15 protein-coding genes are annotated in these 15,645 nt (G+C 71.9%); 6 read left to right on the forward strand and 9 right to left on the reverse strand.

Annotated features, from left to right (window positions below; genetic code table 11):
• Positions 1-20: 20 nt before the first annotated feature.
• The 3 genes from AB0A95_RS08915 to AB0A95_RS08925 all read right to left on the reverse strand — a co-directional run bounded on the left by AB0A95_RS08915 (position 21) and on the right by AB0A95_RS08925 (position 2,774).
• Positions 21-449, reverse strand: coding sequence for a SufE family protein (locus AB0A95_RS08915; protein WP_357555037.1), 429 nt, complete (start codon positions 447-449; stop codon positions 21-23).
• 72 nt (positions 450-521) lie between these two features.
• Positions 522-947: a CBS domain-containing protein gene (locus AB0A95_RS08920; protein WP_357555038.1), complete on the reverse strand. Its 426-nt coding sequence runs from the start codon at positions 945-947 to the stop codon at positions 522-524.
• 57 nt (positions 948-1,004) lie between these two features.
• On the reverse strand, positions 1,005-2,774 hold the full coding sequence (locus AB0A95_RS08925) for a proline--tRNA ligase (protein ID WP_357555039.1): 1,770 nt from the start codon (positions 2,772-2,774) through the stop codon (positions 1,005-1,007).
• Positions 2,775-2,939: 165 nt separating this feature from the next.
• Between AB0A95_RS08925 and AB0A95_RS08930 the strand changes: the two genes are divergently transcribed.
• Together AB0A95_RS08930 and AB0A95_RS08935 are read left to right on the forward strand one after the other, a co-directional pair.
• Positions 2,940-3,470: a SigE family RNA polymerase sigma factor gene (locus AB0A95_RS08930; protein ID WP_357555040.1), complete on the forward strand. Its 531-nt coding sequence runs from the start codon at positions 2,940-2,942 to the stop codon at positions 3,468-3,470.
• A complete protein-coding gene (locus tag AB0A95_RS08935) occupies positions 3,467-4,639 on the forward strand; it encodes a hypothetical protein (protein ID WP_357555041.1) in 1,173 nt (390 codons plus the stop codon). The genes AB0A95_RS08930 and AB0A95_RS08935 overlap by 4 nt, the downstream gene beginning before the upstream one ends.
• A gap of 55 nt (positions 4,640-4,694) precedes the next feature.
• Here the strand turns inward: AB0A95_RS08935 and AB0A95_RS08940 are convergent, their stop codons facing one another.
• Both AB0A95_RS08940 and AB0A95_RS08945 read right to left on the reverse strand, forming a co-directional pair.
• Positions 4,695-5,864 carry a hypothetical protein gene (locus AB0A95_RS08940; protein WP_357555186.1) on the reverse strand — a complete coding sequence of 390 codons (1,170 nt, stop codon included), beginning with the start codon at positions 5,862-5,864 and terminating at the stop codon, positions 4,695-4,697.
• Entirely contained in the window at positions 5,750-6,889 is a 1,140-nt protein-coding gene (locus tag AB0A95_RS08945) for a transporter substrate-binding domain-containing protein (protein ID WP_357555042.1), read from the reverse strand. Before AB0A95_RS08945 ends, AB0A95_RS08940 begins: the two co-directional genes overlap by 115 nt.
• A 235-nt stretch (positions 6,890-7,124) precedes the next feature.
• Between AB0A95_RS08945 and AB0A95_RS08950 the strand changes: the two genes are divergently transcribed.
• The 3 genes from AB0A95_RS08950 to AB0A95_RS08960 all read left to right on the forward strand — a co-directional run bounded on the left by AB0A95_RS08950 (position 7,125) and on the right by AB0A95_RS08960 (position 10,641).
• A complete protein-coding gene (locus tag AB0A95_RS08950; RefSeq protein WP_357555187.1) occupies positions 7,125-7,892 on the forward strand; it encodes an SGNH/GDSL hydrolase family protein in 768 nt (255 codons plus the stop codon).
• Positions 7,893-8,068: 176 nt separating this feature from the next.
• The gene (locus AB0A95_RS08955) at positions 8,069-9,613 is read left to right on the forward strand and encodes a hypothetical protein (RefSeq protein WP_357555043.1); all 1,545 of its coding nucleotides are present in this window, start codon (positions 8,069-8,071) and stop codon (positions 9,611-9,613) included.
• 125 nt (positions 9,614-9,738) lie between these two features.
• Positions 9,739-10,641, forward strand: a complete 903-nt coding sequence (locus AB0A95_RS08960; RefSeq protein WP_357555044.1) for a sulfurtransferase — start codon at positions 9,739-9,741, stop codon at positions 10,639-10,641.
• 111 nt (positions 10,642-10,752) lie between these two features.
• Here the strand turns inward: AB0A95_RS08960 and AB0A95_RS08965 are convergent, their stop codons facing one another.
• The 3 genes from AB0A95_RS08965 to AB0A95_RS08975 form a co-directional block, all read right to left on the reverse strand.
• A complete protein-coding gene (locus AB0A95_RS08965; RefSeq protein WP_357555045.1) occupies positions 10,753-11,940 on the reverse strand; it encodes a hypothetical protein in 1,188 nt (395 codons plus the stop codon).
• Positions 11,937-12,485 carry a SigE family RNA polymerase sigma factor gene (locus AB0A95_RS08970; protein ID WP_357555046.1) on the reverse strand — a complete coding sequence of 183 codons (549 nt, stop codon included), beginning with the start codon at positions 12,483-12,485 and terminating at the stop codon, positions 11,937-11,939. Before AB0A95_RS08970 ends, AB0A95_RS08965 begins: the two co-directional genes overlap by 4 nt.
• A gap of 68 nt (positions 12,486-12,553) precedes the next feature.
• Positions 12,554-13,135: a TetR family transcriptional regulator gene (locus AB0A95_RS08975; protein ID WP_357555047.1), complete on the reverse strand. Its 582-nt coding sequence runs from the start codon at positions 13,133-13,135 to the stop codon at positions 12,554-12,556.
• A gap of 107 nt (positions 13,136-13,242) precedes the next feature.
• On the opposite strand from AB0A95_RS08975, the gene AB0A95_RS08980 reads away from it, so the two are divergent.
• Positions 13,243-14,400: an FAD-dependent oxidoreductase gene (locus tag AB0A95_RS08980; RefSeq protein WP_357555188.1), complete on the forward strand. Its 1,158-nt coding sequence runs from the start codon at positions 13,243-13,245 to the stop codon at positions 14,398-14,400.
• Here AB0A95_RS08980 and AB0A95_RS08985 read toward each other — a convergent pair.
• Positions 14,397-15,635, reverse strand: a complete 1,239-nt coding sequence (locus tag AB0A95_RS08985; protein ID WP_357555048.1) for an MFS transporter — start codon at positions 15,633-15,635, stop codon at positions 14,397-14,399. The genes AB0A95_RS08980 and AB0A95_RS08985 overlap by 4 nt on opposite strands.
• Positions 15,636-15,645 lie beyond the last annotated feature (10 nt).

Below are 15,645 nucleotides of genomic sequence, written 5' to 3' on the forward strand. Positions count from 1 at the left end.
GATCGGTGGCAACCTCGCGGTCAGGCCAGTTGTTCCCGCACCTGACGCTTGAGTCGACCCAGGATCGCCGTGCCGCCGCGGATCCGCAGCGGGCTGATCGCCTGCGCCAGCCCCATCCGCTGGTAGAGGTCGTCCGGCACGGCCAGCACCTCCTCCGGGCTCGCCAGGGCCAACCCCTCGGCGAGGATCCCGGCGAACGCCCGGGTGGTCGGCGCCTCCGGCGGGCAGTCGAAGATCGTGGCCACTGTGCCCTCCGGGGTCACCGTGGCGCGCAGGAAGAACGACGTCTGACACTCGGGCACCTGCTCCATGCCCTCGCGTTCGACGGTGCCCTCCGGCAGCACCGGGATGACGTCCGCGTACTCCAGGAGCATCTCCAGCACCAGGTCGCGCGGGGCGGCAGCGAACTCGTCGACGATCTCGGCCAGTCGGGCCGGCATGTCAGCCATGCGTCGAGGCTACCGCCGGCCACCTGTGGCCCGGCCGGCGGCGGCATAGCGCCGCCCGGCCCGGCCCGCTCGTCACGACGTCGGCGACTGCTCGCTGATCTCGCTGAGAGCGCTTGTGGGGTCGAGCTGCATGGCCAGGTCGCCGAGCGAGACGATGCCGACCAACTTGCGGTCGGTGTCACAGACCAGCACGCGGCGGATGCCCCGATCCCGCATCAGCGCCGCCGCCTCGCCAGCCGTGCAGTGCTGCTCGATCATGACCACCTCGCGGGTGACGATCGAGCCGATGGTGGTGGCCGCCGGGGAGCTGTTCTCCGCCACGGCCCGCACCACGATGTCCCGGTCGGTGAGCATGCCGGCGAGGCTGGCGCCGTCGGTGACCACCACGTCGCCGATGTCCGCCTCCTTCATCACCCTGGCCGCCTCGTCCAGGGTGGTCTCGGCCGGCAGGTACACGACCTGCTTGGTCATCACGTCACTGACCCGGTAACCGGTCATGAGAGCCTCCGAAGACGTTTCCACTCGATCCAACTGCACTACCCCGTGACGCGGCGGCTACACCAGGTTCCCACGTGCCTGGCGTACCTCGCGGACGAGCAGGTCCACCAACCCGTCCAGCGGCACCTCCGTGCGACCGTCGCCGGCCCGCTCGCGCAGCTCGACGTACCCCTCGGTGAGCCGGCGGCCGACCACGACGGCCCGGGGGATGCCGATCAGCTCGGCGTCGGTGAACTTGACCCCGGCTGAGACGTGCGTCCGGTCGTCGACGAGCACCCGCAGGCCGGCGGCGTCGAGGCGCCCGCCGAGCTCCAGCGCCGCGTCGAGCTGCGGGCCCTTGCCCGCGACCACCAGGTGTACGTCGCACGGCGCGATCGCCGCCGGCCAGACCAGCCCGCGATCGTCGTGGTGCTGTTCGGCGACCGCCGCGACCGCCCGGGACACCCCGATGCCGTAGCAGCCCATTGTCGGCCGGACCGGCTTGCCGGCCGGCCCGAGCACGTCGACCGAGAACGCGTCGGTGTACCGGCGACCGAGTTGGAAGATGTGGCCGATCTCGATGCCCCGCCGGATCGTCAGCTCGCCGTCACCGCAGTCGGGGCAGCTGTCACCGGCGCGCACCTCGGCCGCCTCGATCGTGCCGTCGGGTGTGAAGTCGCGCCCGCAGACCACGTCTGTCGCGTGCCGACCCGGCTCGTTCGCCCCGGTCAGCCAGGCGGAGCCGGACACCACCCGGGGATCGACAAGGTAGCGGATGCCCAGCTTGTCGAGCACCTGCGGACCGAGGTACCCGCGCACCAGCTCCGGATGCTCGGCCCACTCGTCGAAGACGGCCACCTGGGCCGGCGCCAGCGCGGCGGTGACCCGTTTCAGGTCGACCTCCCGGTCCCCGGGCAGCCCGACCACCAGGGGCTCGGCCCGGTCGGCACCCGGCTGCCGGACGGACAGCACCACGTTCTTCAGGGTGTCGGCGGCGGTCCAGCCGTCCCGACCGCCCAACCGGCGGGCGTTCGCCAACTCGACAAGGCTGGCGATCGTCGGGGTCTCCGGAGTGTCGTGCGCCTCGGCGGCCGGCTGCGCGCTCGGGTCACCGGCGGCCGGCGCCCGGGTGAGCACCGCCTCGGTGTTGGCCGCGTAGGCGCAGGCGGTGCAGCCCACGAAGGTGTCCTCGCCGACAGGCGTCGCCGCCAGGAACTCCTCCGACGCGGAGCCGCCCATCGCCCCGGACATCGCGTGCACCACCGCGTAGTCCAGGCCCAACCGGTCGAAGATCCGCTGGTACGCGGCGCGGTGCCGGGCGTACGCGTCGCGCAGCCCCGCGTCGTCCAGGTCGAAGGAGTACGCGTCCTTCATCAGGAACTCCCGGCCGCGCAGCAGCCCGGCCCGGGGCCGCGCCTCGTCGCGGAACTTCGTCTGCACCTGGAACAGGGTCACCGGGAAGTCCCGGTACGAGGTGAACACGTCCTTGACCAGCAGCGCCGCCATCTCCTCGTGGGTGGGCGCCAACAGGTGCTCGGCGCCACGCCGGTCGGTGAGGGTGAAGATGTCGTCGCCGTACTCCGTCCACCGGCCGCTGGTCCGGTAGGGATCGGCCGGCAGCAGCGCCGGGAAGTGCACCTCCTGGTCGCCGATCGCGAACAGCTCGCCGCGCACCACGTCGGTGATCCGGTCCAGCACCAGCTTGCCCAGCGGCAGCCAGGTGTAGCCGCCCGGCGCGGCGCGGCGGATGTAACCGGCGCGCAGCAGGAGCCGGTGGCTCGGCACCTCCGCGTCGGCCGGGTCCTCGCGCAGGGTTCGCAGCAACAGGGTCGACATGCGCAGCAGCATGCGCGCAGCGTAGAGCCGCGCCGACCGGCCGAGCGAACCAATTCGTCAGTGGCGTCGCCGGGCGTCTTGAATGCGGGGGCGCGAGCCGGCAACCACTGTGGCCCAGGGCGACGTCTGGAGAGGCAGCACATCCGTCACGCACCACGACCCGAAGGATCGGCCCGTGTGGACCCTCTGCTGAGTGAGTTCGACTCGTTCGTCCGTACCCGCACGCCGGCGCTGTTGCGCTCGGCCTACCTGCTCACCGGTGACCAGCACCTGGCCGAGGATCTCGTCCAGTCGGCGCTGGCCCGGACGCACCGGTCCTGGAACCGGCTGCACCACAGCGGCAACGCCGAGGCGTACACCCGCAAGATCATGTATCACCTGCAGGTGTCCTGGTGGCGGCGCCGCCGGGTACCCGAGTCGATGCCGGGCGACCTGCCCGAGCCACGCGGAGGCGGCTCGGCCCCGGACCACGCGCAACAGACCAGCCTGCGGCTGACCCTCCGGTCGGCGCTGACGAAGCTCTCCCCGAAGCAACGGGCGGTGCTGGTGCTGCGGTTCTTCGAGGACCGCACCGAGGCCGAGACCGCCGACCTGCTCGGCGTCACCGTCGGCACGGTGAAGAGCCAGACCGCCAAGTCACTGGCCAAGCTGCGCGCCGTCGCCCCCGAACTCGCCGAGCTGTACGTCCTGGAAGGGAGTACCCGATGAACGACAAGCGTCTGCGGTTCGACCTGACCGACCTGGCCGAAGAGGTCACAGTGGTCGACCTGCGGGACCGGACGCTGCGGACGTCCCGCCGGCTCGGGATCCAGCGCACCGTGGCCACGTCGGCTGCCGCGCTGGTGTTGATCGCGGCTGCGGCCGGCACCGCTCTCGCCATGCGCCCGGACCAGTCTCCGGCCCCGCTCCCCGCCGACACCCCGTCGGTGACCGCGACACCGAACCCCACACCCACCCCGTCGCCGTCCACCAGCCCCGGCACCCCGCCCAGCGGTGGGTCCAGCGCGAACGCGCCGACGGTGACCCTCGGCAGGCTCTTCTACGGACCCGCCGAGGTGACCGGTACGGGGACCGGAAACCTGCGGTCCTGGCGCCCCGGTGACACCCCGGTACGCCTGCTGGCGCTGCCCGATCTCGCGTTGAAGGGCAACGTGAGCGTCTCGTCGGACGGCCGCCGGGTGGCCTGGGCGGACAGCGACGGCAGCAGCAACAACCTGTTCGTCGCGAACGCCGACGGCTCCGACCGGCGGAAGGTGTACTCGGATGTCGACCCGTACTGCGTCACCGCGGTCTGGTCGCCGGACGGGCGGCAACTGCTGTTCCGCGAGACGAAGCCGAACGCGGCGGGTGGACCCGGCCGGTACGGGGTGCTGGAGGTGCGCTCGACGGGGAAGGACGTGCGCTGGTGGACCACCGAACCTGCGGCATGTCACGCCCTCTGGTCGGCGGACGGTCAGACCATCGCCCTGAACACCGACGCCGGCGTCACGCTCCATGGCACGGACGGCACGAAGAAGCGGGTCGTCCCCGGCTTCACGCCGGACGGTTGGCGCAGCAACGACATCGTCAGCCTCTCCCCGGACGGCTCCCGCATCGCCCTGCTGCGGAAGAAGGCGGCTGGGGACGCCGGCGACGTCGCTCGCGACCTGCGGGTCAACGTGGTGCTGGACACCCGGACCGGCAATGAGATCCGGCTGCCACTCGGCGGACGCGAGCTGCGGCAGGTGCACTTCCAGACCGACGCTTCGATGGTCGTGCGGGTGCGGGATGGCGGCGGGCACACCGTGCTGCTCGTCGACGAGGACGGGCGGAAGATCTCCGAGACCGCCGAGCCGGCGAGCCTGAGCGACATGCAGATCCTGGCCGTCGCGGACTGATCCGACCGCCGGACCGTCCGCGGTCCCGGCTCGGCCCGCTTCGGGCCGGGCCGGGTCACGGCGTGCCGGGAAGTCGGCCCTCGCAGCGCACGTCCGGATCGGCCACCGGCCGCCGGGGCATCATCCAGTCCAGTGCGGTCTCCTCGACCGGCCAACCCCGCACCGACACGAGGCTGTACGGCACCGCCGCCGGCTGTGGGCAGAGGACCTGCGACTCGACCCACCCGTTCGGCACGAACCGCACGGTGGCGGCCCGGTCCAGCATGATCGTCGACGTGTCGGTGACCGCGATCAGCGCCCCGAGCACCACCTCCCGGCCGGCGACGGCCACCGTTGGCGGGACCGTCCCGCCGGCCGGGGGCACCGTTTCGCCGCCAGTCGGGGTCGTCGCGGCCGGTGCCCGCGGGGTCGCCGCGCCGGATTCCCTCGGCACCACCTCGACCGCGGCGGTGGGCAGCAGCGGCACCCGGAGGAAGACCGCTCCCATCACCACCGGAAGCACAGCGGCGACAGTGAACGCCAGGCCGTGGGTCAGCGCCGGGGCGATCCAACCCGGGATCGGGCCGGTCAGCAGCAGGGTCGCGACGGGCGGCACCGCCAGCAGCGCGGCAGTGGCCAACTCGCGATCCTGGTACGCCGTCCAGATCGCCGGGCCCAGCACGCTGTACGCCAGGACCGCCGCCGCCAACGGCAGGGCCACGCTGACCAGCAGGACCCGGGTCGGCTGGTCCGGGTGCAGATAGCGCGTCCGCAGCGCGAGCAGCCAGAGGGCGAGCATCAGCAGCGACGGCAGGAAGCGGAGCTGCCAGGTGAGCGCCCCCAGCGCGACCGCCGCGGTGATCACCCAACCGGGGGTACGTGCCGTTCCGGAGGCCAGTAGGGACCGTTCCAGGTCGAACCGGTCAGGGGCACTGAGCCGGAGCAGTCGACCGAGCACCCCGAAGGTGAGCACGACGACGGGGAACGCCCACACCAGCGCGATCAACAGGGCGCTGAGCAGGCCGAGCGGGCTGACGTACTGGACCAGCAGCAGCATCGTCGACATGTCCTGTTGGCTGAGCTGCCACAGCCGCAGCACCAGCAGGAGGACGGGAAAAGCGGGCAGGAGGGTCAGCAGCCACTGCTGCGCCTGCCGCGCCCCCGCCATCCGGCGCGGGCGGCCGGTCTCGCCGAAGCTGGTGACGATCCGGGGTGCGCCGGGGGCGGCAGCGCGGTCCTCTCCCACGGCCACTGTCGCACCTCCACCTTCCTCGCCTCGGGTTGCTGCTGCTCCGCGACCGGCTGCGGGAGGTTGTATCTCTGCTGCCACCGGAGGTTGGCGTTGTACGCGTTCTCCCATGTCGAGTTCTCCTCGTCGGTGGCCGAGGCGTAGAGCGCGAGGTCGACCAGGTCGAGCAGGGCCTGGTTGGGGCCGACGTTGACACCCCACTTCTCCTGCGGTGACGAGCCGATGTCCCAGTGCTGCAACGGTTTGACGTTCTTGAGGGTCACCGGGAAGCGCTGACCGTCGTCGCCCGGCTGGTCGCCGGTGACGAATCCGGCGAGGATCGCCGCATCGGTGGTGACGGCCTGCACCTTGCCGTCGTAGAGCTCCTGGATGCATTCACTGATCCGGTTCCGGCCCACCGGCCTGGCGCCGGCCTCATCGAGGCGTTGGATGGACGTCGACGTGGTCAGCGAGCAGACAGTCAGGCCACGGAGATCCTCCAGGCTGCTCACCTGCTCCTTGAAGCTCTTCAACGTCACCACCGACTGCTCGGTGTGCAGGTACGCGGCGGAGAAGACGGCGCCCTCCTCGCGGCGCTTGTCGTTGATGCTGTACGAGGCGATGACCATGTCGACGATGACGAACCCGTCGTTGTCCCGGGCCTGTCGACGGGCCCGGTCCTCGCTCTCGATCGGCACGAAGCGCACCTGGGAGTGGTCGAAGCCGAGGTAGCCCGCGATCAGGTAGGCGATGTCGACGTCGAAGCCCTTCCAGACGTTGTTCGAGAGGCGCTGTGAAATGCCCGGCTGGTCGTCCTTCACTCCGATGACGAGTTGCTGCTTGCCCTTGAGGCCGGCCTGCTCCAGCAACTCGTCGCGGGTCGGTGGGCCGGTCGCGAGGACGATCGGGACCAGGGCGGCGGCCAGCACGGCCAGCGCGACGACGAGCCCGACGAGGCGGAGCTGGCGGGTCCGTGCGGTGCGTGGCGATGTGGTCGACGCCGGGACCGGCCCCGGGGGGTTCGGCTCACTGTCCTGGCTCAACTAGGCCCTCCCCGTTGCTCGGACCGGTGATCGGCCCCCCATTGTGGGGCTTGGACGCGAGCCACGACAGTCCGCCACCAGCCGGATAGCCGACTGCCCGTCGCGGGTGGAAGTCCAGTGGAGCGGCCCGGTTCGTCCCATGACCTCCGCCACGTCGCCCGATCGGGGCACTGCCCACCGCGCCTCCGGTGACAGACTGGTCGCCGCAGGCAACGAGTGGTGTGAGGGGGCGCGGGTGCGCTGGCGCAGTTTTGTCGCGGTCGGGGACAGTTTCACCGAGGGCATGGATGACGCGTACCCGGACGGCACCTTCCGGGGCTGGGCGGACCTGGTGGCGACCCGGCTCGCCGCCGAGACGGGCCCCGACTTCCGGTACGCGAACCTGGCCATCCGGGGCCGGCTCTTTCCCAGCGTCGTTGCCGAGCAGGTGCCGTCGGCGGTGGCGATGAAGCCCGACCTGATCAGCTTCGCGGCCGGCGGCAACGACGTGCTGCGCCGCACCTTCGATCCGGACGCGCTGGTGGCCCGCTTCGACGAGGTGGTCCGGCAACTGCGTTCGGGCGGTGCGGACGTGCTGCTCTTCCGGTTCGCCGACGTGATGGCCCGACTGCCCGGTCAGCGCCTCGTCGCCCCCCGGGTGCAGTTGCTCAACCAGGCCGTCGGCGAGACCGCCGAGCGGCACGGCGCCATCATGGTCGACCTGTACGCCGACGACACCTTCCTCAACCCGATGCTCTGGAGCACCGACCGGTTGCACCTCTCCCCGGCCGGGCACCGGCGGGTCGCGGGGCAGGTGCTGAACGCCCTCGGGGTCGGTTGCGACGAGGAGTGGCTGATGGTCCCGCCGCACCCGGCGCCGTCGCCCTGGTTGGCCGCCCGTGCCGCCGACGTGCGGTGGGCCGGTCGGCACCTCGCACCCTGGGTGAAGCGGCGGCTGACCGGACGGTCGTCAGGTGACACCGTCACGGCGAAGCGCCCGCTGCTCGGGCCGATCGTCGACTGAGCCTCCGAACAGGGCGTTCGGCCTGCCACGTAGGCCGGTTATCGGATCGCCCGACGTCGTTCCGACCCGATAGTCTCCGATGCCCCCGTCGATCGAGCACGGGGACAACAGGGAAAGGCGGATGAGGGATGACCCTCATACCTGGCACGACGTCGTCCAGATCAACCGGGCGATCCTTGCTGGCTGTCGCACTGTCCACGCTGGTCGCCGGCGGGCTGCTGGTCGTCTCGACCGCCTCGCCGGCCGCCGCGGACGACGTGCGCTTCGAGAAGAACACCTCCTGGGCCTGGACCGACTCCGAGCACCCAAAGAAGATCAACATTGATCAGGTCGGCGACGTGTCCGTCGGCACCTGGGTCGACAGCAAGCGACGCCGGCACACCTCACGGGCGTACTTCACCTTCGACATCACCTCCTATCGCGGCGCGGTCATCGAACTCGCGACGTTCAACGCCAAGGAGACCGGGGCTGGCGACTGCGCCAAGCGTCCCGAGGTGGAGTTGTGGCGCACCGAGGCGTACACCTCGCGCTCCAGCTGGGCGAAGCCCCCTGCCGACCTCGCGCGGATCGACACCACCGCGCTGCCTGCCGAGTCCGGGTGCCCGGCTTCCTACGTCGGTTTCGACGCCACGCAAGGGCTGCGTCAGGCCCTCGCCGAGGGCAAGTCGACGCTCACTCTCTCGCTCCGGCTCCCGGTCAAGGTCGAGAAGGACCCGAAGCTGGCCCGGAAGTACGCGAGCCAGGTGGGCCTCTCGATCGAGCACAACTACCCGCCGGGCGTACCGACCGACCTGCAAACGGCGAACGGCACGAACTGCACAGTCGCCGAGCCGTACCAGGTGCTGCCGTTCCGAACCCTGGACCTGTCGGCGGTCGTGCACGACAAGGACCGCACCGACACCGGCGGGACGGACGAGATCACCGCGACGTTCGCACTCTGGCCGGTCGACGAGCCGGACGCCCGGGTGGAGCGGATCGACTTCTCCCGCGACGGTCAGCGGGCGCTGGGCCGGTTCCGGGATTTCCCCTCCCTGTTCGAGCACGACCGGGTCTACGCCTGGCAGGTGCGGGCGGCGGACAGCCGGGCCACCAGTGAGTGGAGTGCGGTCTGCTACTTCCGTACTGATTTCGAGGGGCCGACCACGGCACCGGCGGTGTCCTCCACCGACTTCCCGGCCGACGGGACGCCGCCACCGGCGTTGTCGGGGAGGTTCACCTTCGACGCCGAGGGCGCGACGGACGTTGTCGGATTCGTCTACCAGCTCAACTCCGGCGCTCCCGGCCGGGTGACCGCCAACCAGCCCGGCGGCTCGGCCACGGTGACCCTCAACCCCCGCAGCGGCCCGAACTCACTCGACGTGTGGAGCGTGGATGCCCTCGGCAACCAGTCGCCGGTAACCAACTACCGCTTCTCGGGCGCCCCCACCACGCCGACCATCTCCGCGACCGTCTACCAGGAGTTCACCGAGAGCGGCGGACCAGGCGTACCCGGGGTGTTCACCTTCACCCCGGTAGTGCCCGGCACTGTCAGCTACCGCTACTCCTTCAACGAGCAGACCGGCACCGTGCCGGCCAACGCCGATGGCAGCGCGTCGGTGACCTGGGTGCCGACAGAGGCCGGCTGGACGATGCTCGAGGTCGTCGGCGTCAACCAGGACGGCGTCGAGACCACCGCGGCCATCTGGTTCTTCGGGGTTGCCGAGCAGCCCGCAGGCAGTTAGAGCCGGTGTGCGGTCCGGCCCATCATCCTCCCGGGTGGTGGGCCGGACGCGTTTCCGGCCACATGTGTCGTTCCCGATCCCCGATGCCGGGCCGTTCGGTCGTGTCGCGGCGTAGTTTGGGGACCATGTCTGTGCCGAACGATCCTGATCCCCGCCTTCAGTCGTACGCGGATCCGCAACGGCTGGTCACCACCGAGTGGCTGGCCGAGCACCTGGGCGACGAGGGCCTCGTGGTTGTCGAGTCCGACGAGGACGTGCTGCTCTACGAATCGGGTCACATCCCCGGTGCGGTGAAGGTCGACTGGCACCTGGAGCTGAACGACCAGGTGACCCGCGACTATCTGGATGCCGAGAGCTTCGCCGAGCTGTGCGCCGCGAAGGGCATCGGCCGGGGCGACACCGTCGTCTTCTACGGCGACAACTTCAACTGGTGGGCCGCGTACGCGCTCTGGGTGTTCTCGCTCTTCGGCCACGCCGACGTGCGGCTGCTCGACGGCGGCCGGCAGAAGTGGATCGCCGAGGGGCGCGAGGTGACCCGCGACAAGACGGCCCGCCCCCGCGCCGACTACCCGGTGCCACTGCGGGACGACGCACCGCTGCGGGCCTACCGTGAGCAGGTCATGGCGCACATCGCCGCCGGCCGCCCGCTTGTCGACGTCCGGTCGCCGGGTGAGTACACCGGCGAGACGCTGCACATGCCGGACTACCCGCAGGAGGGCGCGCTGCGGGGCGGCCACATCCCGGGGGCGGTCAGCAAGCCGTGGAAGTCCGCCGCCAACGATGACGGCACGTTCAAGTCCGCCGACGAGCTGAAGGCGATCTACGCCGACCAACTCGGGCTGAGCCCCGACGACGACGTGATCGCGTACTGCCGGATCGGCGAGCGGTCCAGCCACACCTGGTTCGTGCTGCGGCACCTGCTGGGCTACCCGCAGGTGCGTAACTACGACGGTTCGTGGACCGAGTGGGGCAACCTGGTCCGGGCACCCGTGGTCAAGGGCGACCAGCCCGGCGGCCTCACCGCCTGAGCGGCGCTGCTGGCTCGGCCGCCTGAGCGGCGCTGCTGGCTCGGCCGCCTGAGCGGCGCTGCTGGCTTGGACCGTCCCCGCGCGATGCCCTGTCGCGCGGGGACGGTCGTTTCAGCCGGCGACCGCGAGCACGCCACGCAGGTCGCGGATGATCCCGGTGATCTCGCCGGTCTCCGGGTTCCAGCGCGCCAGGGCCGCCGGTTCCAGCCGGAGAAGCACCGAACCCTTGTTGTCCCAGCCCAGCACCTCGCAGCAGCCCTTGCTGCGCTCCCGACCCAGGTCGAGAACGTGCACCACCGCACCGGTACGGGCGTCCAGCACGGCCGCCCCCTCGGCACCGTCGATCTCGTCGTTGGTGATCCACGCCGCGCTGGCCAGTCGCCCGCCATGCAGCCAGCCCCGGCCGTAGAACTCGTTGACCTGGTAGGGCGACGGCAGCGCATCGCCGGTGATCCGTTCCTCGGAACGGATCGTGGCCTCCCGGGCGGTTCGGGTCCGCAGTTTCAGGCTGCTTCGCTCGCCGATCAGCTCCACCAGCGGTGCCTCGCGGCCGGCTGCCGGGTCGGGTGCGACAACGGCCCAGGTCGACACGTCGATAGTGCTCGCCGTCCCGGTGGCCAGGTCCACCGCGTACGTGCGGTCCTCGCTGCCGACCAGCACCCGGTCGTTCGCCCAGACCACCAGCTCCAGATAGCCGTCGAGCGGAATTCGGCGTACCTCCGCGGTGGTGAGGTCGACAATGACCAGTTCCTTGGTCTGCGCGAACGCCGCCGACTTGCCGTCCGGCGACAGCACGCCCGGCTTCACGGCGGGTGCCTCGTTGTAGCTCGCATCCCGGGTGGGCGCCAGCGTCACCACGTCGAGACTGCGCACCACGCCGTCGTTGCCGAGCACCCGAACCGGGCCGTCCGCGCGATTTTCCTCGTCCGTCGGCTGGAACAGCGCCAGCGCCCGCTGGACCGGTCGCTCGGAGAGCGGCACGGTCGCCGGGCCGCTGAGTCGGGCCAGCGGATCGGGCGGGAAGGTCAGCTCGGCGGGTGGGTGCTGCACGGGGCCCGGATGCGTCGGGACGACTGTCGGGGTCGGTGCCACCGAGTGGTTCGGCGGCGGGTCGGCGGGCGGTCGCAGGGCCGCCACCGTGCCACCGCCGACCAGTGCCACGGCCAGGACGACCCCGCCGGCCGCCCGACGGGCACGCCGCTTACGCCGAGCCCGGTCCCACCCCGCCGACGCCGGCTGGCTGGGTAGGACGTCCTCGACGCTGGCGGTCAGGAGTTGGCGCAGATCCTGTTCGTTCACGGATTCACCTCCACGCCGGTGGCCAGATCGGCCGCGCCCTGCCCCCGTCGGGCGTTCTGGGCGAGATCCGGGGCGGCCTCGCGGAGGCGGCGAAGTGCTGCGTGACATTGGCTCTTCACGGTGCCGACGGTCACCCCGAGCGCCTCGGCGGTGGCGACCTCGGTCAGGTCCTCGTAGTAGCGCAACACCAGGACGGCCCGCTGCCGGGGCGGCAGCAGTCCCAGTGCGTCGTGCAGCGTCAGCCGTAGCGCGCCGTCGCGGTCGTGGGTCGCCCGGTCCGGCGGTGTGGCGCTCAGCCATTCCCGCCGTCGGCGACGCCACCACGACACCGCATCCCGGTAGAGGATGGCCCGCACGTACGCGGCGGGGTCGCCGTCGCGAACCGACGCCCAGCGCAGCGCCAGCTTGAGCAGGGCGTCCTGGAGGAGATCCTCGGCCTGGTGGCGGTTGCCACAGATCAGGTAGGCCGCGCGGAGTAGCCGGTGCTGGTGGCTCTCCACGAAGGCGAGGTAGCCGTCGCGTCCGTCGTGTCTCGTCGGTACCATCCGCCCTCCCTTCCGGCGTCGCGTCACGCGTCACCTGCCAGACGCACGGGGAGGGGTAAAAGGTTGGGTCAGTTTTCCGGCACCTCGGTCAGATAGCGCTGAAGGGTCGGTGCGATCCAGGAGACCAGCTCCTCGGCTGGCGCGTCCACAATGGGTGGCAGGCGGACGACGTACCGGGTGAACGCGAGGCCGAGGATCTGACTGGCCACCAGACCGGCACGTCGGGCGGTCAGCGCCGGGTCGCTGCCGAACGTGGCCACGGCGGCGGTGAGCTGGTCGGCGAAGATGCCCCGCATGCGCTCGGCGGCGCCCGGGTTGGTGCTTGCGGCCCGCAGCAGCGCCACGAGTGTCTCGTCGCCCTCCCATCGGGCGAGGAAGTGCCGGATCAGCACCTCGCCGAGGCGAGCGGGCGGCACGGGGGCCAGATCGGGCAGGCGCAGGTCGAACTCGGCCGCCGCCGCGAAGAGCCCCTCCTTGCTGCCGTAGTAGCGCATCACCATCGACGGGTCGATCTGGGCGTCGGCGGCGATGGCCCGGATCGTGGCGCGCTCGTATCCGTCCGCCGCGAAGCGTTCCCGGGCCGCCCGCAGGATCGCCGCCCGGGTGGCGTCGGAGCGGCGGGGGTGGGTCGGTTGGGTGGACGCTGTCATGTCCACGACCGTATGCCAACAACTGTTGACACACAATCGGCAGCGTCCTAACGTCGCCAACAAGCGTTTGCCAACAATCGTTGGCAACAGTCTCTCCGGAGGTGGCAATGCTGCCCGCGAGCACCGATGTCCTGGTGGTGGGCGCTGGCCCCACCGGTCTCGCCACCGCACTGACGCTGGCCCGACGCGGGATCGAGGTGACAGTGCTCGACCAACTGGCCGCGCCGCCCACGACCTCCCGTGCGGCAGTCGTGCACGCGTACACCCTGGAGGTGCTGGACCGGATCGGCGCGGCGGCGCCGCTGATCGCTCAGGGGGTGCGGTCGCCGCGCTTCACCGTCCGCGACCGGGACCGGGTGTTGCTGGCGGTGCCGTTCCACGAGTTGCCATCCCGCTTCCCCTACGCGCTGCTGGTCTCGCAGTCGGTCACCGAGACGGTCCTCACCGGCCGGTTGGCCGCCCACGGCGTCCAGGTCCGGCGGCCGTCGCGGTTGACCGGCCTGACCCCGGTCGGCGACGGGGTGCTCGCGCAGGTCGACGGGGAGACGCTGCGCGCCCGGTACGTGGTCGGTGCCGACGGCCTGCGCAGCACCGTCCGGCAGGCCGCCGGCATCGGCTTCACCGGCCCCGTCGGCGAGGAGTCCTTCGTGCTCGCCGACGTACGGGTGGACAGCGCCCTGCCCGACGACGAGGTGGCGCTCTTCCTCGCCCGTACCGGTCCGCTGATCTGGGCGCCCCTCCCGGACGGAGTGGTCCGACTGGTGGCCGCGGTGGCGACGGCTCCGACGGATCCGGATGCGGCATACCTGCAAAGGCTGCTCGACGAGCGTGGCCCGGCGCGACGACCCGATCTGGTGACCGAGGTGCTCTGGGGCTCCCGGTTCCGGGTGCACCACCGGATCGCCGACACCTTCCGGGCCGGGCCGGTGCTGCTGGCCGGCGACGCCGGGCACGTGCACAGCCCGGCCGGCGGCCAGGGCATGAACCTCGGCATCTGCGACGCGGTCGCCCTCGGCACCGCGGTGGCGGACGTCCTCGACGGAGGCCCCGAATCGTTGCTCGACGACTACAGCGCCCGGCAGCGGCCGATGGCCGAGGACGTGCTGAGCTTCGCCGCCGGGCTGACCCGGCTGGCCACCGTCTCCCCGACCCGCCGACCGGCCCGTGACGTGCTGCTCCGGGTGCTCGGCGCACTGCCGCCAGCGCGCCGGAAGGTCGCGCTGCGCCTGTCCGGGCTGTCGCACCGGGCACCAGCGCCGGGTTAGCCAACACCGGGTCCGCCGACGCCGGCGGTGTTGGGCACGCCGGCCGCGGCCGGCCGCAGTGTCCGCCACGCGGCCACTGTGACGAGCGCGAACGTGCCGGCCGCCGCGCCCGCCACCGGCACCGTGCCGTACGCCGCGGCAGCCAGACCGGCGAGCGCCGCCCCGACCGGTGCGGTGAGCAGACCGACCATCCGCTGGGCCGCACCCACCCGGCCGAGCAGCCCGGTCGGCACGTGCCGCTGCCCGTACGACGCCGACAGGCTGTTCCACACCACCGTCCCGGCGGCGAAGACCGCCAACGCGAGGCCACCCGGCACCGGATGTCGAGCCAGCGCGAACCCGGTCAGCGCCACGGTCTGCGCGGCGAGCACCGCACGCAGCGTCGACACCGTGCCGAACCGCGCGGCGAGCCGCCCCGCCCCGAGAGCCCCCGACACACCGCCGACGATGGCGGCGGCGGCGAACAGCCCGTACCCGGCGGGCGGCACCCGCAGCACGTCCAGCGCGTAGAGCACCAGCACCGCCATGATCCCGCTGATCGCCAGGTTGCTCGCGGCGGCCAACACTGTGACCCGCCACAGTGTCCGGTGCCCGCGCAGCCACCGCATCCCCTCGACGATCTCGCCGCGCACCGAACCGCGCCGCGCTGGCCCGCCCGCGACCGGCACCGGTGCCAGGGCCAGCACGAGCAGGGCGGCGGCGGCGAAGGTGACGGCGTCGATGGCGAACGGCAGGGCCGGGGCGGCGGCGAACAGGACACCTGCCGCGGGTGCGCCGACGAAGCCGCCGGCCACCGCGGACCCCGCCTGAAGTCGACCGTTCGCCCGGGGCAGCGCGTCCGGAGGCACCAGCGCGGGAAGCAGGGCGAACGACGCGGAGTCGAAGAGGGTGCCCAGCGCGGCGAGGAGGAACGCCGCCAGCAGCAGCACCGCCACACCGACCCGGTCGAGGGCGACCGCCACGGCCAGCGCCGCCACCACGACGGCGCGTACCCCGTCGACCAGGGCCATCGTCCGACGACGGTCCCAGCGGTCCGCGTACACGCCGCCGAGCAGGCCGAAGAGCAGCGGCGGCAGCTGACCGGCCACGGTGACCGCCGCGATGATCCGGGGGTCGCGGGTCACCGCGGCGGCCAGCAGGGCCAACGCCGGCGTACGCAGCGCGTCCCCGAGCCGCGACGCGACGGCGGCGGACCAGAGCAGCCGGAAGTCCCGGCCGAGAGCTGAGGAGGTCATCCGGCGACCG

Source organism: Micromonospora sp. NPDC049230 (assembly GCF_040647875.1).
Taxonomy (GTDB): domain Bacteria; phylum Actinomycetota; class Actinomycetes; order Mycobacteriales; family Micromonosporaceae; genus Micromonospora.